The organism is Clostridium sp. C1 (genome assembly GCF_018223625.1).
Lineage (GTDB): Bacteria > Bacillota_I > Bacilli_A > Erysipelotrichales > Coprobacillaceae > Allocoprobacillus.
In genome coordinates, this window is record NZ_CP073631.1 from 2,508,945 (window position 1) to 2,529,836 (window position 20,892).

Below are 20,892 nucleotides of genomic sequence, written 5' to 3' on the forward strand. Positions count from 1 at the left end.
TCAATGAGAGAATGGAGTTATCTATTCTCTTTTTTTTGGTTAAAAATAGTTGAATAGAAGGATATCGTTGTTGTGGATAATAGTTACTGGTATAATAAATATACAAGAAGTAAGAAAATTGGAATTTGGAAGGAGCGTTGAATATGGATTTTCCTTTTTATGATGCACCTAATACAGCCACGATAATCTGTTGCCATATTATAGATGATGGCAAACCTATTTTATATGTATCTCATGATGAAGATGACGGACTGTGGCAATTTTTGTGTGGTTCAACACATGATACAGACGAAGCAAGACTGGTATCTCTAAAAGAAGCGTTCGATTTAGACAATTCTGTTGGTGTTCTTAAAGATATGCCATGTGGTTACTACGCGGAAAGAAAAACGCAAAATGATAATTGGCTTGTGAAGAAACGATAAATCCTAGTTTGATAATTTAGGAGGGAAAGCATGAAAAAAGCATTATGATAATAGGAATCTCAACACTCGTGGTATATAACGCAATTCCAATTATAAATTTGATTTTTCCGGAAAGTATAACATATACATTTTTAACAGATTTATGGATAGTTAATAATTTATGGGCTCTTATTGTTCCGATTTTCTTTTGTATGAAATATGGATTTAAAATATATATTCCTTTCTTTGTAGCAGGATTATTTTTTCTTACAATGTATATGTTTTATAATGACTCAGCCATGATATACATCATTAGTTATTTTATATTATCGTTCTTTGGTAGTCTTATAGGTGGTCATATAAACAAAAGAAAGAATATAAATCCTAGTTTATAATATTGAAATTTGGAGGTATAGGCATGAGAAAGTGTATAAGATGTAATATAGAAATGATTGAAGACTTGGATGTTAAGGTTGAAGGAGGAGCATATGGAGTTAAGGTTACACAACAAGGAATTTTCAAAGAAAACTTAGGTAAACTTAAATGTGCAGTTTGTCCAGAGTGTGGTTATACTGAAACTTATGTCCAAGACACTTCTAAAATAAAAAAATTAGTTTTGAATAATAAATAAAAGTAATTTAAATTAGAATTTGAAAGCGAGTTGATTTTAATGTTAATTCTAATGTTACTAATGGAAGGTATAGTATTATGTTTTATACTTTTAATGTTTTGTGTTATTGGTATAGCAAATGGTCCTGAAAAATTTACTGTATTTTACGAAAAGAATGTTCAAGAAAAAGCGATAAAATTAGGATATACTACTCAAAAAGAAATAAAGAAACAAACCATTATATCAATTATAGTTTTATACTTACCTTGTTTTATTCTAGTGCCATTAATGGTTTGCTATATAAATGATGCAAAAGAGTTTGGAAATATTTTTATTCAAAGTTTATTTATAATGTATATAATGGGGCTATTTGATAGATTTTTTGTTGACTGGTATTGGGTAGAACATACAAAAGCGTGGGATATACCCAATACAGAAGAATTAAAACCTTATATTCCTACAAAAATGAAAATAGTCAAATGGCTGGGAACCATAGTTGGATTTGCAATAATTGCTTTAATTATTGCTTTAATAATGAGTAAGATGGTTTGAAAATTGGAATTTGTTGAAGGGATGGGAAATTATGCATATTAAAAAATATAGTACGATCTCAAAAACAGATATAGAAGTTGTTATAACGAGTTATAATCAAGGTTCTATGATTTTGGAAGCAGTCCAATCTGTATGTAGCCAAACATTATTACCTAAAAGAATTATTATTGTTGATGATGGTTCAACTGATAAATATTCTTTAGAAGTATTAACAAGTATAAAAAATAATAATGAATTATTAGTTCCAGTAACTATACATTTTCAAAAAAATAGTGGAGTATCAGCAGCTAGAAATACCGGCATCAATAAAACACAATCATCAATGGTTTTAATTCTTGATGGGGACGACAATCTTGAAACTGGATATATTGAAGAAGTTAGTAAATTGCTTTACGATGATCCTTCAATGGTTATAGCTTCATCATGGATGCATACTTTTGGAGTTTTAGATGCAGTAGTTTGCCCTACTGGTGGAAATATAGTGTCGTTTTTATCTCATAATTGTTGTCCTGCAACACATATTCTCCGTAAAGAGTTTTATGAACAATGTAAAGGTTATGATGAAGCAATGCGTTCTGGCTTTGAGGATTGGGATTTCTTTTTAAGTATGTTAGAAACTTCGCCAGATGCTTATGTTGGAATTGTTGAAAAACCATTGATTAACTATCGAACTGCCCCTACTTCTGCAAATATAAAAAGTATGAATAAACGATTTGAGCTCATGCGTTATATCATAGAAAAACACAAGAGTAGTTATAGTAATAATCTCACGGATGTAATACTTGATGTTGAAGCTATTTCTGATGCGAGGTTATTTGGATGGGAAAATGAAATTATTCATTCAATTAAAAATAATCAGAAGTTAAGCAAATCAGCAGATAGATTTATTAAGAATCCAACATATGGCGATGGTGGGATGGCCTCAGCAGTTAGGATTGCATCCGTTAAAAAGTAGCTATAAACGAAGCATTAAGTTGCTGACAAATCCTAATTTATGGAGGTGTTTCATTATGGATAAACGTAAAAAAATAAAAGTAATTACAACAATAATTTGCCTGTTATTAAGTATATTTGCTTTATATACTTTTATTTTTATTGCAGAAGTTTCTAAAGGATGGAGAATTGTCTTAATTATAATAGCGATATTTTGGATAATTTCAGGAATATCTAACTTATTAGAATATTTTGGAAAACAAAAATGATAAAAAACCTAATTTAGAAAAGAAAGGGTGATTCTTTATTCATGATATATTTAAGAAGTTTTCAATTGAGTGATTCACAAATATCTAATCATCATATCTATCCTTATAATGTTTTTAGAAATAAAGATATAGAGCCTTTCGTATTTACTCCAATAACAGTTTTTTATGGAAATAATGGTTCTGGTAAATCGACATTACTTAATATCATCGCTAATAAATTGAGGTTAAAAGGTAAAGAAAATGCTACGAGTAATTCATATGGTATAAAAGATTACTACAATGAATTTTGCTTTAAATGTTCTTATTGTCTGGGTGAAGATGAACTTGGTCATAAGATTAAATGTTTGCCAGAGAATAGTTGCTATATCAAAAGTGAAGATATTTTATATGAGGTGAAGAAAATTCAACAAAAACAAGTATTATCAGATGGAATGTTATATGACTATGTAAAAAAGGGGATGACGAAAGAAGAAGCAAGAAAATATTTGGAGTCAAAAGAAGGTGCTAGACAGATGGAATATATCATGTTTGCCCAAGAAAAATATTCTAATGGGGAAACATCTATGCAGTATTTTGATGATTTTTTGCAACCTGATGCGTTATATTTATTAGATGAACCAGAAGTATCTCTTTCTCCTGCTAATCAAGTCGCATTAGCAAAAGAAATTAATAATATGGCAAGATGGTTTCAGTGTCAATTTATTATCGCAACACATTCACCTTTTATGTTAGGAACTCTGGATGCGAAAATATATAATCTTGATTCAAAAGAATATGCCATTATGAAATGGAGTGATTTAGAAAATATGAGATATTTTTACAATTTTTTTAAAGAACATGAAAAAGAATTTGAATAAATCTTTTTCTATACGAAATATTGATTTCTAAGTTGATAAATAGTAATTTAAGGAGAAGTGATATTGTGATTAGAATTGAAAAAATAAATGCGAAAAATATATGGGATATACTAAAGCTACATGTGAGTAAGGAACAAGAATCGTTTGTTGCACCTAATGATTTGAGTATCATAGAAGCATATATATCGATAACAGGAAATGGACACGCTTTTCCATTTGGTATTTTTGAAGATGAAATTCCTGTTGGTTTCTTGATGATAGGTTATGATGTAGATGAATCTTTTGATAACCCACCACAGATAGCTTATGGTAACTATAGTATCTGGCGATTGATGATTGATGAAAAATATCAAGGCAATGGATATGGAAAAGAAGCCATTCGTTTAGCTTTAGAGTTTATTAGGACATTTCCGTGTGGTAAGGCAGAATATTGCTATTTATCTTATGAACCTGAAAATATAAATGCAAAAAGACTTTATTCAAAATTTGACTTTATAGAGAATGGTGAAATGGATGGCGAAGAAATAGTTGCAGTTTTAAAATTATGATAATAAGTAAGACTTGAGAATGAGGTACATGATTGATTTCAATTCTGGTTTTAAATGGTTTATTAGCATTTCAAATCCTAAGTTTTTCATGAAATAGTATTTCGCATTAATATTTTCATAAGATTTGTTTATTTTGAATGTTATTATCAACATTGGTATAATGATAATAGATAAAGAAAGGATGAGTTTTATGAAAAAAGTTCTATTATTTATTGTATGTGTTTTTGTGTTGATTGGGTGTACAAGTTCAAAGAAATCAAACAATAATAATGCTGAAAATGAATCTACAACATCAGGTGTAATCAATTATATTTCTGAAACAGCTTTAACTCAAAGTGTTGTTGGTGATATAGAAGATGATTATCCTGTCTATGAATATGAATTAAGTCAGCCTTTGAAATCTGCAAGTGTTTGTGTATATGAAAAAGAAAATGAATGGGAAAAACAGATAATATCTTACGAAGATGATATATATTCTCATGGACAAATAGCTATTGTTTTAGGTGATGAAACATACGATATTTATTTGATCCATTCAGAAACTGAAAATAATATAATCAAATATAATTTTTCTCAACATTATTTAGAATCATTAAATAGCAATAAAGTCATGTTTGCAAATACATTAGATAATAAAAAAATCGAAGCAAATGAAGAAATTGTCCTTTTTACAGTACTTGGAAAAAAAGATAATCCAATTGATCCACCTAACCCTGAAAATTTTACTAAAGAAAATTGTGATTATGGTATTGAAGTAACTATTACTTTTCATGACACAAAACAAGCACCAAGAAGTGAATAATAATCAATAAAAAGTATATATAATTTTTAAAGGTTATTTCAGATAACACTTTAAGAGAAAAACTTATTGAAGAACTTATAGGAGTTCTTCTTTGTTATAATATAACTACAGATTCTGTTGTTATTATTTCATTTTTATTAGCCTTACCTAATGAAAAGATAAACATAAGCATGAAAATATAAATTTAATCTTTATATAAGTAACATGTATTAATGGTTCTATCTCAATAAAGAGATAGTATTGTTTTGAAAGATATTATTGATGGCGTAGAAAAAAGGATTTAAGGAAAAGAATTATTGAAAGAGTTTAATAATGAATATTGTGGTCATACTTTTTGAATAGTTACTTTTTCGTTTCATATGATTTGAAACGATTTTTTTCTTTCGTTGCAATAAAAATGCAACGATAATATTTTTCGTTGCAAAACGAATGGAACGATAATATATTCAGGGAGGAGACTGTTATGAAAGAATCTAGAAATTTAGAGTTTAAAGAAATGATACAATCCAACACATTTCTCAAGACAGTCAGTGCTTTCGCAAACTATGGAACAGGAAGAATTGTTTTTGGAATTGATGATGATGGTCAAGTCAAAGGAATAAAAAATACAATAGATGATTGTTTAAGTATTGAAAACAAGATGAATGATAATATGAATCCTGTGCCAGTATATGATTTGAATATTAATGATGATTCAACAATTACTCTTACTGTTTATGAAAGTGACTTCAAACCTTATTTATATAAAGGAAAAGCATATAAAAGACACGATACATCAACTATTGAAGTAGATAGACTAGAATTGAACAGACTGATATTAGAAGGAAATCATCAATCATATGATGAACTTGTTTCTCAAAAACAGGATTTAACATTTAATTGTTTAGAAAAAGCTTTGAAAGATAAATTGGCTATACAAAAAGTCAATGATGATATTTTGAAAACATTAGATTTATATACAAAAAATCATCAATATAATAATGCTGCAGCATTACTTGCTGATCAAAATGATTATAAAGGTGTCGATATGATAAGGTTTGGTCAAGATATTGATGAAATTATGGATAGAGTCACTTTAGAAAATAAGTCTATCTTGTTGTTATTGGAAGAAAGCGTTGAAATGTATAAAAAATATTATCAATATGAAAAAATTGACGGAACTTCTAGAAAGATTGTCACACGTATTCCAGAAAATGCCTTTCGTGAAGCTATAGCCAACGCTATTATTCATCGCTTCTGGGATATTGATGCATTTATAATGGTTAGTATGTTTGATGATAGAATTGAGATAAGATCTCCAGGAGGACTCCCTTCAGGAAGAAGGGAATCAGAATATCTTGATGGACAGATTTCAATGCTTAGAAATCCAATTATAGGTAATGTTTTCTATAGACTGAGATATATAGAAATGTTTGGTACAGGAATCAAAAGAATCAATAAATCCTATAACAATTCTTTAACGAAACCACAATTCAAAGTCTATGAGAACTCTATAACAATCATATTACCAACTGTATTAGATGTTACTAATTTAACAAGTGAAGAACAACAGATTATACAGATTTTTCATGGGAATTTAAAACTATCAAGAGCAGAAATAGAAAAACAAAGTCATTATAATAAGGCAAAGCTTATTAGAATACTGAATTCATTATCTGATAAAAATATTATTTATAAGTCGGGGAAAGGGAGAGCTGTTAAATATCATTTACGTTAGAACAATGGATACACAGGAATTTCATAACTTTATGTTACATTTACAATAAGAAAGATGTGTTTATCTTTCTTATTGATAGGAGGAATAACGATGTTTGTTTTGACATCAACAGATACATGGTTTTTAACAGTGTGTTCATTTCTTATGCTTAAAAGAGTTTTTTCACAAAGTTATCAAAGATATAGTCATTGGCATATGTTAAAATATTCTAAATGCTTATACATTATGCTAACTCTATTCATTCCAGCAGTTTTATTTTATTCATATTATTCATTTTCAAAATCAGAAATTAATGATTGGAAATTAATTCTTATATATCTATTGTTTGTAGGAATAGATGTCTATGAATTCTATCATCAGCAATTCATAACGGAACGTTTTTCATGGTTATCAATCAAACAAGAAAATGTTAAATTAAAAATCTTAGGTGTTTTACTTGTAATAAGTATTTTGGCGTTTTTTATAGCGATACAAATTGTCTTATAAAATAGATTATTATATAAGGGGATGATAATAATGACAAAAATAGTGAAAATGATAGGTATTTTGCTGATTATAGGTTTAGGTATCTATGTTATTGTTTATTTGATCATTCAATCACTCTTTATTGATGTCAACAAGATACATAATTTCCAAAATATAAAAGATTTTGAGAAATATTCTCATTTGTCATTTTATGACCTTTATGATTTTGATGCTTTTATCAATACAGGTGAATATAAGCTTTTAAGTGTACATGAAAATTATTTTATTCATTTTGAAGATTATGAACCTTATGAGTATATTTTTACATTAGATTCCAAAACTACAGAATATACTATTCATCAACAAACGAGTTATCCACAGTCTATTATTGGAAAAGAAGAAATGATTGTTGTTGATGATGATCAAGTGATTATAAATATGAATACTGATACAAATGAATGTTATTTTACAGTTTATTTGGATGATTGTTATTATCGTATAAGATATACAATGCTCAATCATATCTCACAGGATGAAATCATATCGAAAATAAAAGATTATGTTCATTTTAATAATGAATTGCATAAAGAGAAGCTTGGTGAAGCTTCTCTTTTCAAACATTATAAAATAATATGACTTTAAATAGTTATTAAAAAGATGTCTTAATCATCTTGAAAATCATTATCATAAAGAGGTGTGACATATTTTCTATTGAAACATGCCATACATAAATCACAGATATGTTCTTTTTTAAAATGAATAGATTTTTTCAGTCCTTCTTCACTGATAAATGCTAGTGAATCTGCACCGATGTATTCGCAAAGCTCCTGAGTTGTCATCTTATGAGAAATCAATTCATCAAGAGTAGACGTGTCTACACCATAGAAGCAAGGATATTTGATTGCAGGAGAAGCAATTCTAACATGAACTTCAGTTGCTCCTGCCTCTTTAAGTAATTTGATAATACGTTTAGAAGTTGTACCTCGTACAATAGAGTCGTCAATCATGATGACTCTTTTTTGATTGACAATAGAAGAAACAGCAGAAAGTTTCATACGTACACCCTGATCTCTTAATTCTTGTGTAGGTTGAATAAAAGTTCTTCCTACATATTTATTTTTAATCAGTCCCATTTCATAAGGGATGTGCGAAGCTTCTGCATATCCAATGGCAGCGGAAATAGAAGAATCAGGCACCCCAATCACGATATCAGCATCTACTGGACTTTCTAAATAAAGTTGTTTTCCAGCATTTTTTCTTGTTGTATGAACATTGATGCCATCAATTGTACTATCAGGACGAGAAAAATATACATATTCCATAGCACAGATCTTATCATGTATAGGCTGTTTTGTATAAAGACGAGATAACAATTGATTGCCTTTGACTCTGACTATTTCTCCAGGCTCGACATCTCTTAGAAATTTAGCGCCCACAATATCTAATGCACATGTTTCTGAAGCAAAGACATATGCTCCATTAGGGAGCTGTCCAATCGCAAGAGGTCTTAATCCATAGCGATCTCTCGCTGCATAAAGACGATCTTCTAGAAGAATGAGAAAAGCAAAAGCTCCATCCAACTGTTCTAATGCCATACAAATACGGTCAATCATATGACCTTTGGCACGTTTAATAAGATGTCCTAAGATTTCTGTATCTGATGAAGATGAGAAAATACTTCCTTGTTCTTCCAGCTTTTCTTTGAGTACATTCGCATTGACAATATTACCATTATGACAGATTCCCATATCACCATGCATAGTTCTAAATAAAAGAGGCTGCACATTCATAATGCCACCACCACCGGCAGTAGAATAACGCACATGCCCAATAGCGTGAATACCTTTCATTTGATTGAGTTTAGTGTTATGAAAAACTTCGGTTACAAGTCCTTCACCCTTATGAATAGAAAGCTGATGGTTATTCGCTACTAATATACCAGCACCTTCCTGTCCACGATGTTGCAGAGCATGTAAACCATAATAACAAAGTTTGGCAGCACTTGGGTGTTGAAAAACACCAAATACACCACATTCTTCATGTAATTCTTTTAAATCATCCATTTATATTCTCCTTATTTATAAAAGAATAGGAGATATATATTGAGATTTGTTGTATAAGATGTTACACAAAAACATGTACTTTGGGATTCAATATCTCCTATTCGTGAATATTATAGCGAAAGAATTGTGTTTTTTCAATAGAATATAATAATAATTTATTAAAATGATAAAAAATCATTGACAAAAATGATTCACTGTATCATAATGCAAGATAAGTAAACGAGAAATAAGCGTTTATAAGAAGGAGTGATAGATATGGAGAAAAAGATAACTGATATTTTTGGAATATTAGTATTTGATGAAGATGTTATGGAAGAAAGACTTGCGAAAGATACTTTCAGAGAGCTTCAAAAAACAATCAAAGAGGGGAAATCTTTAAATATCAAGATTGCAAATGCTGTGGCGAATGCGATGAAAGATTGGGCTGTGGAACATGGAGCTACACATTATACGCACTGGTTTCAGCCAATGACAGGTGTAACAGCTGAAAAGCATGATGGTTTCATTGGAACAAATAAAAATGGGAAAGTCATTTTAGAGTTTTCTGGTAAGGAATTAATTAAAGGAGAACCAGATGCATCATCTTTTCCTAATGGAGGATTACGTGCTACATTTGAAGCACGTGGTTATACAGCTTGGGATCCAACATCTTATGCATTTATCAAAAATGGTGTATTGTGTATTCCAACAGCTTTTTGTTCTTATTCTGGACATGCTTTAGACAAAAAGACACCATTATTAAGAAGTATGCAGGCTATTAATAAACAGGCATTACGTATCTTAAAGTTATTTGGTAACGAAAATGTTAAGAATGTTAAAACAACAGTGGGACCTGAACAGGAATATTTCTTAGTCGATAAAAAATATTATGAACAAAGAAAAGACTTGATTTATACAGGACGTACTTTATTTGGTGCACCATCTCCAAAAGGACAGGAAATGGAAGATCATTATTTTGGAACGATCAAGAGTAGAGTTCAAGAATTTATGAATGATTTAAATGAAGAATTATGGAAATTAGGTGTCTTAGTGAAAACCGAACACAATGAAGTTGCACCAGCTCAACATGAGTTAGCACCTATTTTCTCTACTACCAATATTGCGACTGATCATAACCAATTGACAATGGAATTGATTCAAAGAATTGCGAAAAAACATGGTTTGGTAGCTTTATTACATGAAAAGCCATTTGATGGTATTAATGGAAGTGGGAAGCATAATAACTGGTCATTATCAACAGATACAGGTGTGAATTTATTAGAACCTGGAGATACACCACATGAAAATGCTCAATTCTTATTATTCTTATGCGCTGTGATTAAAGCGGCTGATGAACATCAGGATTTGTTGAGATTATCTGTTGCGACTGCAGGTAACGATCATCGTTTGGGAGCTAACGAAGCACCGCCAGCTATTATTTCTGTTTTCTTAGGTGATGAATTAGCTGAAATCTTAAAAGCTATTGAAGAAGATCGACCATATGATTCTAAGGAAAAAGAAGTCATGAAGATTGGGGCTCATGTCTTACCTAAATTTCCTAAAGATACAACAGATCGTAACCGTACTTCACCATTTGCTTTTACAGGTAATAAATTTGAATTCCGTATGCCAGGATCAAGTTCATCTATTGCAGGATGTAATATTGTTTTAAATACAGTGATTGCAGATGAATTAAAAGAATTTGCGGATATTCTAGAAAAAGCACCGGATTTTTCTTCAGCATTACATGCATTGATTCAAGGAACAATCAAAGAACATAAACGTATTATTTTCAATGGTAATGGTTATGATGATTCATGGGTCGAAGAAGCCAAGAAACGTGGACTATTAAACTTACGTACAACGCCTGATGCTTTACCATATTTTATTAAGGAAGACAATATTGAATTGTTTAAAAGACATAAAGTTTTTGATGAAGAAGAGGTTCATTCTCGTTATGAAATTATGATGGAAGAATATGTCAAGATTTTGCATATTGAAGCTTTAACAATGGTCAATATGTCTCAAAAAGAAATCTTACCAGCTGTTAGTCAATATTCATATGAGTTAGCACAAACTTGTGCAATGAAAACAGAAGTTGCCAAGTTAGAAAATGTTTATGAAAAAGAAACTTTAAAAGATGTTTCAGCATTATTAGATAAAGCTTTCAAAGCAACAAAACATTTAGACAAAGTCTTAAAAGAAGCTGAAGCGATTGAAGACTTTGAAAAGGCAGCTTTCTATTATCGAGATGAAGTCATTCCAGCTATGAGTGCTTTACGTACACCATGTGATGAATTGGAAACATTAACTGCTGAAAATGTATGGCCATTCCCAACATATGGCAAACTGTTATTTGGTATTTTATAAAATTATATAAGAGAGGGGTTATGACAATGTGTTCGATTATGGGATATTGTGCACAACATGCATCAAAAGAAGTATTTTTAAAAGGATTTGAAAGAACACATACAAGAGGGCCTGATGCTATGCGTATTATTGATACAGGTCAGGGATTATTAGGATTTCAACGTTTATCTATCATGGGATTAAATGAATATGGTATGCAGCCATTTCAAAGAGGGAATCATTATGTTGTGTGTAACGGTGAAATTTATGGTTTTAGACCAGTGAAAGAAGAATTGATGAAGCAGGGCTTTGACTTTCAAGGGGAGAGTGATTGTGAAATCCTGCTTCCTCTTTATCAAAAAAAGGGTATCAATATGTTTAAAGAATTAGATGGTGAATTTGCTTTGATTCTTTATGATGGAGATACAAAAGAATTTATCGCAGCCAGAGATCCTATTGGCATTCGTCCATTATTTTATGGTTATGACCAAAATCAGCACATTGTCTTTGCTTCTGAAGCTAAAAATTTAGTTGGCATCTGTGATGAGATTATCCCTTTTCCACCTGGACACTATTATCAAAATGGGGAGTTTGTTTGTTATAGAGATATGAGTCTGGTGGAAAACTATCATCATGATCATCTTGAAACAATTTATACAAAAATTCATGATTTATTAGTCAAAGGTATTGAAAAAAGACTGGATGCTGATGCTCCATTAGGTTTCCTGCTAAGTGGAGGTTTAGATTCTTCACTTGTATGTGCTGTATCATCACGCTTATTAAAGAAGCCGATTCGTACTTTTGCGATTGGCATGGAAAGTGATGCGATTGATTTAAAATACGCTAAAGAAGTGGCTGATTTTATTGGCAGTGAACATACTGAAGTGATTATCACCAAAGATGATGTGCTTCATGCGATAGAACCCGTTATTGCAGCATTAGGAACGTATGATATTACAACGATTCGTGCATCGATTGGAATGTATCTTGTCTGTCAGTATATTCATCAACATACAGATATTAGAGTTTTATTAACAGGTGAGATTTCAGATGAATTATTTGGTTACAAATATACTGATTTTGCACCGAATGCTAAAGAATTTCAAAAGGAAGCTGAAAAACGTATTCGAGAAATTTATATGTATGATGTCTTACGTGCTGATCGCTGTATCAGTGTCCATTCATTAGAGGCACGTGTGCCTTTTGGTGATTTGGCTTTTGTGGATTATGTCATGCATATTGATCCAAAATTAAAAATGAATACATATGGAAAAGGAAAGTATTTATTGCGTAAAGCATTTGATAAAGGATATTTGCCTCAAGATATTTTGATGCGTGAAAAAGCTGCTTTTTCAGATGCTGTAGGACATTCATTAAGTGATGAAATCAAAGCCTATGCTAATGATTATTATAGTGATCAGGAATTTGAAGAAAAAAGAAAGCATTATGATTTTGCGACACCTTTTACAAAAGAATCATTATTATATCGTGAAATCTTTGAAAAATATTATCCACATCAGGCACATATGATTAAAGGATTCTGGATGCCTAATCCTCATTGGGAAGGCTGTCAGGTTGATGATCCATCGGCCAGATTCTTAAAAAATTATGGGGATAGTGGAAAGTAGAGAGGATGATTGGATGAAAGAATATAATCAGGGATTACATAATGTCAAAGAACATGATGCCTGTGGTATTGGAGCTGTTGTGCATATTGATGGAAGACAGGATTACCAGGTTGTCGATCAGGCATTAACTATTGTAGAAAAACTGGAACATCGTGCTGGAAAAGATGCCAGTGGAAAGGTAGGAGATGGTGTGGGAATCTTATTACAGATTTCACATCGTTTCTTTAGTAAAATTGCCAGACAGCTTCACATAGCTTTACCTCAACCTTATGATTATGCGGTGGGAATGTTTTTTTTACCCCAAGATACACTGACAAGACAAAAAGCTATGAAAACGTTAGAGCGTATTGTCTTGAAACATCAGGCGACATTTTTGGGATGGCGTCAAGTTCCATGTCATGAAGATATTTTAGGACAAAAAGCCAAAGATTGTATGCCTTATATCATGCAATGCTTTATTGAAAAGCCTAAAACTTGTCAACAAAGAATGGACTTTGAAAGAGTTTTATATGTGATACGACGTGAATTTGAAAAATCTTCACCACAGACATATGTTGTTTCTTTATCTTCATCAACCATTGTTTACAAAGGTATGTTTCTTGTTCATCAGTTAAGACAGTTCTATGATGACTTGCAGGATCATGATTATCATAGTGCTATTGCTTTAGTACATTCACGTTTCTCTACGAATACCAATCCAAGTTGGCAAAGGGCTCATCCTAATCGTATGATTGCCCATAATGGAGAAATTAATACGATTCGTGGCAATGCGAATCGTATGTTGGCTAGAGAAGAAACGCTCCATTCTCCTTATTTTCAAAAAGATATGGCCAAAATCTATCCGATTGTAGATGTTCGAGGTTCAGATTCAGCGATGTTAGATAATACTTTAGAATTCTTATATATGAATGGTATGCCATTGGCTAAAGCTATGATGTTGTTGATTCCAGAACCATGGAAACATACAGCTATGTCACAAGAGAAAAAGGATTTTTATCATTATTATGCGACAATGATGGAGCCATGGGATGGACCAGCAGCGATTTTATTTTCTGATGGTATTTTCATGGGTGCAACCTTAGATAGAAATGGGTTAAGGCCATCACGTTATTATATTTTAGATGATCAGACATTGATTTTATCATCAGAAGTTGGTGTTTTGGATATTGATGAAAGTCATATTGTCAAAAAATCACGTCTTCAGCCAGGAAAGATGTTATTGGTTGATACACAAAAACAACAATTAATTGAAGATGATATCTGTAAAATGAGTTATGCGAAAGAACATCCTTATGGAGAATGGCTGGATTATTATTTATTACATTTAAAAGACTTACCAGCACCAGATAAGAAATCACATATTCATAGTCAAAGTGATCGCGATATCTTATATAAGATTTTTAGTTATACATATGAAGATGTCAAAGATATGATTTTACCTATGGCTAAAAATGGAATTGAACCAACTGCATCAATGGGAACTGATATTCCTCTTGCAATGTTGAGTCAAAAACATCCCACATTATTCCATTATTTTAAACAACAGTTTGCTCAAGTGACCAATCCACCGATTGATTCTTTAAGAGAAGAAGTGGTTGTAGATACAACAGTCTATTTAGGTTCAGATGGAAATTTATTGCAGGACCAGTCTGATAACTGTCAGGTACTGGAAATCAATAATCCAATCTTAGATAGTCGTGATATGGATAAACTGAAACAGTTAAATCGTAATGGTTTCCATAGTCAGGTTATTTCTTTATTGTATTATAAAGGTATTTCCTTAATAGAGGCTTTGAATCAATTATTCCTTGATTGTGATAAGGCTTATCGTCAAGGAGTCAATATCTTAATTCTTTCTGATAAAGGTGTAGATGATAACCATCTGGTTATTCCTTCATTGTTAGCTGTATCAGCTGTCGAAAGTCATCTGGTTAAAACAAAAAAGAAAACAGCCATGTCCATTGTTTTAGAAAGTGGGGAACCACGAGATGTTCATCAGTTTGCCTGTCTGTTAGGTTTTGGAGCGACAGCTATTTATCCTTATTTAGCTCATGAATGCATTATCGAAATGATACAGCTGAATATGTTAGATAAGGAAGAAAATAAAGCCATTGAAGATTATAATCATGCGGTTTTAAAAGGAATTGTGAAGATTGCTGCGAAAATGGGTATTTCTACATTGCAATCTTATCAGTCTGCACAAATCTTTGAAGTCGTTGGTTTAAAAGAAGATGTTATGGACAATTATTTCCCAAACACTGTTTATCGTGTGGGTGAAAAAGGTTTAACTGATATTGAAGATGATATCCATTATTATCATGATCATGCTTTTGATCCATTAGGATTAAAGACAGATACATCATTAAAAAGCTTAGGTTTTCATAAATTCAGACGTGGACCACAAAGTGAAGTGCATATGTACAGTCCTGAAACCATTGTTTTACTTCAAAGAGCCACACAAACAAATGATTATCAGTTGTTTAAAGAATATTCTCGTCAGTTAGAAAGTCAGCCATTTGCTGTACGTCATTTATTAGAATTTGATATGACACAACGACAAGCTATACCTCTTGAAGAAGTTGAAAGTGTTGATAATATTGTCAAACGTTTTAAAACGGGAGCGATGTCTTATGGTTCTATTTCTAAGGAAGCACATGAATGCTTAGCGATTGCGATGAATCGTTTAGGAGGAAAATCAAATTCTGGAGAAGGTGGAGAAAATCCAGAAAGATTATACACAGAAGCCAATAGTGCCATTAAACAGGTAGCGAGTGGTCGTTTTGGTGTCACAAGTGAATATCTGGTGAGTGCTAAAGAAATTCAAATTAAAATGGCTCAAGGTGCCAAGCCAGGTGAAGGAGGACATTTACCAGGACAGAAAGTTTATCCTTGGATTGCTAAAACACGTTATTCAACACCAGGAGTCACTTTGATTTCACCACCACCACATCATGATATTTACTCTATTGAAGATTTAGCACAATTAATTTATGACTTAAAAAATGCGAATCGTGATGCCCGTATTTCTGTGAAACTTGTTTCAGAATCAGGTGTTGGAACGATTGCTTCAGGTGTTGCGAAAGCGGGAGCGCAAGTTATTCTGATTTCAGGTTATGATGGAGGAACAGGGGCAGCTCCACAAAGTTCCATTCATTATGCCGGATTACCTTGGGAATTAGGACTCGCAGAAGCTCATCAGAGTTTAATTGAAAATGATTTAAGAACTCGTGTTGTTTTAGAAACAGATGGAAAATTAATGACAGGTAGAGATGTCGCTGTGGCTGCATTATTAGGTGCAGAGGAATTTGGCTTTGCGACAGCACCATTAGTGACAATGGGCTGTGTGATGATGCGTGTCTGCAATCTTGATACTTGTCCAGCAGGTATTGCAACCCAAAATAAGGAGCTAAGAAAACGTTTTGCAGGAAAACCAGAATATGTTATGAATTTTATGAAATTTATTGCTCAAGAATTGCGTGAAATTATGGCACAGCTAGGCTTCCATAGTGTTGATGAAATGGTAGGACATATGGAAGTATTGAAAGTGAAACCAGAATATCAGAAATTAAAATCATTCTTTGACAAAAAGAATCTTCATGTTCATTTTCAAAAAGAAGATACTTTCGATTTCCATTTGGAAGACAGTCAGGATTTGAAAGTCTTGTTGCCAAAATTTTTATCTGATCTAGATAGTCATCAACCTCATCAGGAAACAATACATATATCTAGTTTAGATCGTAGTTTAGGAACATTGCTGGGAAGTGAAATCACCAAACGTTTTCAAAATCATCTGCAAGATGATACTTATCAAATCCATTGTCTTGGTGGGGCAGGACAATCCTTTGGTGCTTTTATCCCCAAAGGTTTAACAATGCGTGTTGAAGGTGATGCCAATGATTATTTTGGAAAAGGTTTATCAGGTGGAAAACTGATTATTCATCCTTCTTCAAATGCTCAGTTTGTGGCTCAAGATAATGTGATTATCGGTAATGTAGCTCTCTATGGCGCAACATCAGGAGAAGCTTATATTGCTGGACGTGCAGGTGAACGTTTCGCTGTGCGTAATTCAGGAGCAATTGCTGTAGTTGAAGGCTGTGGGGATCATGGACTAGAATATATGACAGGTGGAAAAGTTGTTGTCTTAGGCAAAACAGGAAAGAACTTTGCGGCAGGAATGAGCGGAGGGATCGCTTATGTCTTAGATAAAGATCATGATTTATATTTACGCTTAAATAAAGAATTAGTGACAATGCAGGAAGTGAAACAACATAAAGATATTGAAGAATTAAAAACATTACTACAAAAACATGTGGATTATACAGGTTCACTACTGGCTAAAGATATATTAGAAAACTATGAAGCATGGCTACCTCATTTTAAAAAGATTGTGCCTGTCAATTATGCACATATGTTAGAAAATATAGAAAAATTTGAAAAACAAGGCTATGCACATGATGAAGCTACACTCATGGCTTTTAAGGAAGTTCATCAATAGGAGGGTTATATATGGGAAAAGCAACAGGATTTTTAGAGTTTGATAGAGAAGATAATTTCACTCAATCACCAGAAACAAGAATTGCTGGTTTTCAGGAATTTCATATTCCTCTTGTGAATGAAAAACGTCGTCAGCAGGGAGCGCGTTGTATGAATTGTGGTGTCCCATTTTGTCAATCTGCGATTGAAATCAATCATATGGTCACAGGTTGTCCTTTACATAATCTGATTCCAGAATGGAACGATGAAATCTATCATCATAATGATGAACGTGCCCTTTCACGTCTGTTAAAAACCAATCCTTTTCCAGAATTTACCGGACGTGTCTGTCCTGCATTATGTGAAAAAGCTTGTGTATGTGGTATTCATGATGATCCAGTCACAATCAAAGATAATGAATTGTTTATTATTGAAAAAGCTTATCAGAATCAATCGATGAAAGCTGAAAAATCATCTGTATGTTCATTTAAAAAAGTTGCTATTGTAGGAAGTGGTCCAGCAGGATTGACAGTGGCTTATAAGTTGAATCAACGTGGACATCAAGTGAGTGTTTTTGAAAAAGATGATCGTTTAGGAGGATTACTGATGTATGGGATTCCTCAAATGAAATTGGAAAAACAAATTATTGAACGTCGTATTCAATTGATGAAAGAAGAAGGTATTCAGTTCTATACAAATGTTCATGTTGGAAAAGATTTGACAAAAGAAGAATTGCTGCAGGATTATGATGCGATTGTATTATGTTGTGGAGCTAAAAAAGCTCGTGATTTAAATGTATCAGGTAGAGAAGCCAAAGGTATATATTTTGCAGTGGATTTTTTAAAAAGCACAACACAGGATATATTGAATCAAACTTCTTTTCGTATTGATGCCAAAGAAAAGCATGTCGTTGTTGTAGGAGGTGGAGATACGGGTAATGACTGTGTTGGAACATGTATTAGACAAGGATGTGCATCAGTTACACAGCTGGAAATGATGCCCTCTCCGCCTCATCAAAATACACGTCCATGGCCAATGTGGCCAGATGGATTGAAGACAGACTATGGACAGGAGGAAAGTCAGGTTGTTTTTAAGAAAGATCCACGTGTTTATGCAACAACAATTAAAGAATGTATTGAAGAAGATGGACAACTCAAAGCTGTCAAAACGATTCAGGGGAGAATGGTTGATGGTCAATGGGTTGAAAAAGAAGATAGCGAAAAAATGCTGAAGGCAGATTTGTTGCTGATTGCAGCAGGATTTGTAGGTATTGAAGATGATATTAAAGAGCAGTTTGATTTATCTGTGAATCAACGTCAGCTTGTCATGACAATGCCAAAGAGCTATGCGACAAAGGAAGAGAAGATTTTCGTTGCAGGGGATATGCATCGCGGTCAATCTCTTGTTGTCTGGGCTATTGCGGAAGGAAATGAATGCGCCAAAGAAGTGGATCGATATTTAATGGGATATAGTTATATGAATGAATAATGAATAGAGTTAGGGGGTCTATGATATGAATTCAGGGGATATTGGTTTTATGTTGATATGCAGTGCTCTGGTGTTGCTGATGACACCAGGACTTGCTTTCTTTTATGGGGGACTTGTTCGCCGTAAAAATGTTGTTAATACAATGATGACATCTGTTTTTGTCATTGGTATTGCAGCTATTATGTGGGCATTATTTGGATACTCACTGGCTTTTGGAAATGATCATTTTGGAATTATTGGAGATTTCAGCTGGTTAGGTTTACAGGGCATTGAAGGAAGTACAACAGATTATGTTTCTACAATTCCTCATTTAGAATTTTCAATTTTTCAAATGATGTTTGCAATCATTACACCTGCTTTAATAACGGGGGCAGTTGCTGGTCGTATGAAATTTAAAGCTTTGTTTTTGTTTATTATTCTTTGGTCAGTCATTGTTTATTATCCAATGGCTCATATGGTCTGGGGACTTGGTGGCTTTCTGGCTAAAATTGGTTCGGTAGACTTTGCTGGTGGAAATGTTGTCCATATCAGTTCTGGTGTCAGTGCATTAGTTTTATGTATTGTCCTAGGAAAACGCAAAGACTATTTACGCGTACAATATCATGTTCATAACATTCCATTTGTTGTCTTGGGAGCCAGTTTACTGTTGTTTGGATGGTTTGGTTTTAATGCTGGCAGTGCCTTACAGGCCAATGAATTAGCTGTACATGCCTTTATAACAACAGGTTTATCTGCAGCAGCTGGGATGCTATCATGGATGGGTATGGATGTATGGATGAGTGGAAAACCAACACTGGTAGGAAGTGTAACAGGTATGGTTGTGGGTCTTGTTGCCATTACCCCGGGAGCAGGATATGTTCCTATTTGGGCATCAATCATTATTGGGCTTGTTGGAAGTCCTATTTGTTATCTGATGATTTCTAAAGTGAAACAGAAATTGGGCTATGATGATGCTTTGGATGCTTTTGGATGTCATGGTATTGGCGGTATCTGGGGTGGTATTGCGACTGGTTTGTTTGCACAAACGTCTATTAATGATGTTGCCAGATGGAATGGTTTGTTCTTTGGAGATACACAATTATTCATAGCACAAATCATCAGTATCGTTGTTACGATTGCTGTGGCTATTATTGGAACGCTTATTTGTATAGCCATTGTTAGATGCTTCACAACACTTCGTGTTTCTAAACAGGAAGAACAAAAAGGATTAGATATTTCTGAACATCAGGAAAATGCATATCCATCTTTTAATGGATTGGATTAGGAGGATAATGAATATGATCAAAATTGAAGCGATTGTGAGAGAAGAAAAATATGAAGAAGTGAAAGAAGCACTTGCTCGTATTCATGTGAATGGTATGACAGTTTCTCAGGTAATGGGATGTGGCACACAGCATGGCTATACAGAGTATATTCGTGGGCAGGAAGTTGAAGTCAATATGTTGCCAAAGATTAAATTTGAAATTGTTGTCAGCAGTGAAGAATGGGCTGAAAAAACAATTGAAGCCATTTGCCAGGCGGCTTATACTGGAGAAGTTGGAGATGGTAAGATTTTTACTTATAAGCTTGATAATGCTATGAAAATTCGTACACGTGAAACGGGCGAAAAAGCAATTAATGAGTAATGATTAATAATTTAAAATTATGATAATAAAAAATTATGAAAAAATATCTTGATAATTATGTTAAATTTGACTATACTATACAAGAATAAATAGAAAGGAATGAGAATTATGGTGGGAAAACAAGTTATGGATA

Annotated in this window: 18 protein-coding genes; 17 read left to right on the plus strand and 1 reads right to left on the minus strand. The window is 32.7% G+C overall.

Annotated elements, in window-relative coordinates:
• Positions 1-125 precede the first annotated feature (125 nt).
• From KEC48_RS13450 to KEC48_RS13500, 11 genes are all read left to right on the plus strand, one after another.
• On the plus strand, positions 126-422 hold the full coding sequence (locus tag KEC48_RS13450; protein ID WP_249191367.1) for a hypothetical protein: 297 nt from the start codon (positions 126-128) through the stop codon (positions 420-422).
• A 397-nt stretch (positions 423-819) separates the two neighbouring features.
• The gene (locus tag KEC48_RS13455; RefSeq protein WP_211962938.1) at positions 820-1,032 is read left to right on the plus strand and encodes a nucleic acid-binding protein; all 213 of its coding nucleotides are present in this window, start codon (positions 820-822) and stop codon (positions 1,030-1,032) included.
• A gap of 60 nt (positions 1,033-1,092) precedes the next feature.
• A complete protein-coding gene (locus KEC48_RS13460; RefSeq protein ID WP_158095600.1) occupies positions 1,093-1,563 on the plus strand; it encodes a hypothetical protein in 471 nt (156 codons plus the stop codon).
• A gap of 10 nt (positions 1,564-1,573) precedes the next feature.
• Positions 1,574-2,518: a glycosyltransferase family A protein gene (locus KEC48_RS13465; protein ID WP_249191368.1), complete on the plus strand. Its 945-nt coding sequence runs from the start codon at positions 1,574-1,576 to the stop codon at positions 2,516-2,518.
• A gap of 55 nt (positions 2,519-2,573) precedes the next feature.
• Positions 2,574-2,765 carry a hypothetical protein gene (locus KEC48_RS13470; RefSeq protein WP_087297377.1) on the plus strand — a complete coding sequence of 64 codons (192 nt, stop codon included), beginning with the start codon at positions 2,574-2,576 and terminating at the stop codon, positions 2,763-2,765.
• Between the two features lie 41 nt (positions 2,766-2,806).
• A complete protein-coding gene (locus tag KEC48_RS13475) occupies positions 2,807-3,622 on the plus strand; it encodes an AAA family ATPase (RefSeq protein ID WP_211962940.1) in 816 nt (271 codons plus the stop codon).
• A gap of 65 nt (positions 3,623-3,687) precedes the next feature.
• Positions 3,688-4,170, plus strand: coding sequence for a GNAT family N-acetyltransferase (locus tag KEC48_RS13480; protein ID WP_087297378.1), 483 nt, complete (start codon positions 3,688-3,690; stop codon positions 4,168-4,170).
• 190 nt (positions 4,171-4,360) lie between these two features.
• On the plus strand, positions 4,361-4,972 hold the full coding sequence (locus KEC48_RS13485) for a hypothetical protein (protein WP_211962942.1): 612 nt from the start codon (positions 4,361-4,363) through the stop codon (positions 4,970-4,972).
• Positions 4,973-5,435: 463 nt separating this feature from the next.
• Positions 5,436-6,689: an ATP-binding protein gene (locus KEC48_RS13490; RefSeq protein WP_211962944.1), complete on the plus strand. Its 1,254-nt coding sequence runs from the start codon at positions 5,436-5,438 to the stop codon at positions 6,687-6,689.
• Positions 6,690-6,779: 90 nt separating this feature from the next.
• Positions 6,780-7,175, plus strand: a complete 396-nt coding sequence (locus tag KEC48_RS13495; RefSeq protein WP_211962946.1) for a hypothetical protein — start codon at positions 6,780-6,782, stop codon at positions 7,173-7,175.
• A gap of 30 nt (positions 7,176-7,205) precedes the next feature.
• Entirely contained in the window at positions 7,206-7,790 is a 585-nt protein-coding gene (locus KEC48_RS13500; RefSeq protein WP_211962948.1) for a hypothetical protein, read from the plus strand.
• Positions 7,791-7,816: 26 nt separating this feature from the next.
• Here KEC48_RS13500 and purF read toward each other — a convergent pair whose 3' ends face one another.
• Positions 7,817-9,217: an amidophosphoribosyltransferase gene (gene purF, locus KEC48_RS13505; RefSeq protein WP_211962950.1), complete on the minus strand. Its 1,401-nt coding sequence runs from the start codon at positions 9,215-9,217 to the stop codon at positions 7,817-7,819.
• 255 nt (positions 9,218-9,472) lie between these two features.
• Between purF and KEC48_RS13510 the strand changes: the two genes are divergently transcribed.
• The 6 genes from KEC48_RS13510 to KEC48_RS13535 are packed head-to-tail and all read left to right on the plus strand — an operon-like array spanning position 9,473 to position 20,759.
• Positions 9,473-11,566 carry a glutamine synthetase III gene (locus KEC48_RS13510; RefSeq protein WP_211962952.1) on the plus strand — a complete coding sequence of 698 codons (2,094 nt, stop codon included), beginning with the start codon at positions 9,473-9,475 and terminating at the stop codon, positions 11,564-11,566.
• Between the two features lie 26 nt (positions 11,567-11,592).
• Complete coding sequence (gene asnB / locus KEC48_RS13515; RefSeq protein ID WP_211962954.1) at positions 11,593-13,173, plus strand: asparagine synthase B; 1,581 nt, start codon at positions 11,593-11,595, stop codon at positions 13,171-13,173.
• A 13-nt stretch (positions 13,174-13,186) separates the two neighbouring features.
• Entirely contained in the window at positions 13,187-17,668 is a 4,482-nt protein-coding gene (gltB, locus tag KEC48_RS13520; RefSeq protein ID WP_211962956.1) for a glutamate synthase large subunit, read from the plus strand.
• An 11-nt stretch (positions 17,669-17,679) separates the two neighbouring features.
• A complete protein-coding gene (locus KEC48_RS13525; protein ID WP_211962958.1) occupies positions 17,680-19,134 on the plus strand; it encodes a glutamate synthase subunit beta in 1,455 nt (484 codons plus the stop codon).
• Positions 19,135-19,159: 25 nt separating this feature from the next.
• The gene (locus KEC48_RS13530; RefSeq protein ID WP_211962960.1) at positions 19,160-20,398 is read left to right on the plus strand and encodes an ammonium transporter; all 1,239 of its coding nucleotides are present in this window, start codon (positions 19,160-19,162) and stop codon (positions 20,396-20,398) included.
• 13 nt (positions 20,399-20,411) lie between these two features.
• On the plus strand, positions 20,412-20,759 hold the full coding sequence (locus KEC48_RS13535) for a P-II family nitrogen regulator (protein WP_249191369.1): 348 nt from the start codon (positions 20,412-20,414) through the stop codon (positions 20,757-20,759).
• Positions 20,760-20,892: the final 133 nt, after the last annotated feature.

What these genes read in the sequence shown, in the direction of transcription:
- KEC48_RS13455 (WP_211962938.1), top strand. Translation starts at nt 820, where the DNA reads ATGAGAAAGTGTATAAGATGTAATATAGAAATGATTGAAGACTTGGAT.
- KEC48_RS13460 (WP_158095600.1), top strand. Translation starts at nt 1,093, where the DNA reads ATGGAAGGTATAGTATTATGTTTTATACTTTTAATGTTTTGTGTTATT.
- KEC48_RS13470 (WP_087297377.1), top strand. Translation starts at nt 2,574, where the DNA reads ATGGATAAACGTAAAAAAATAAAAGTAATTACAACAATAATTTGCCTG.
- KEC48_RS13475 (WP_211962940.1), top strand. Translation starts at nt 2,807, where the DNA reads ATGATATATTTAAGAAGTTTTCAATTGAGTGATTCACAAATATCTAAT.
- KEC48_RS13485 (WP_211962942.1), top strand. Translation starts at nt 4,361, where the DNA reads ATGAAAAAAGTTCTATTATTTATTGTATGTGTTTTTGTGTTGATTGGG.
- KEC48_RS13490 (WP_211962944.1), top strand. Translation starts at nt 5,436, where the DNA reads ATGAAAGAATCTAGAAATTTAGAGTTTAAAGAAATGATACAATCCAAC.
- KEC48_RS13495 (WP_211962946.1), top strand. Translation starts at nt 6,780, where the DNA reads ATGTTTGTTTTGACATCAACAGATACATGGTTTTTAACAGTGTGTTCA.
- KEC48_RS13500 (WP_211962948.1), top strand. Translation starts at nt 7,206, where the DNA reads ATGACAAAAATAGTGAAAATGATAGGTATTTTGCTGATTATAGGTTTA.
- purF (WP_211962950.1), bottom strand. Translation starts at nt 9,217, where the DNA reads ATGGATGATTTAAAAGAATTACATGAAGAATGTGGTGTATTTGGTGTT.
- KEC48_RS13510 (WP_211962952.1), top strand. Translation starts at nt 9,473, where the DNA reads ATGGAGAAAAAGATAACTGATATTTTTGGAATATTAGTATTTGATGAA.
- asnB (WP_211962954.1), top strand. Translation starts at nt 11,593, where the DNA reads ATGTGTTCGATTATGGGATATTGTGCACAACATGCATCAAAAGAAGTA.
- gltB (WP_211962956.1), top strand. Translation starts at nt 13,187, where the DNA reads ATGAAAGAATATAATCAGGGATTACATAATGTCAAAGAACATGATGCC.
- KEC48_RS13525 (WP_211962958.1), top strand. Translation starts at nt 17,680, where the DNA reads ATGGGAAAAGCAACAGGATTTTTAGAGTTTGATAGAGAAGATAATTTC.
- KEC48_RS13530 (WP_211962960.1), top strand. Translation starts at nt 19,160, where the DNA reads ATGAATTCAGGGGATATTGGTTTTATGTTGATATGCAGTGCTCTGGTG.
- KEC48_RS13535 (WP_249191369.1), top strand. Translation starts at nt 20,412, where the DNA reads ATGATCAAAATTGAAGCGATTGTGAGAGAAGAAAAATATGAAGAAGTG.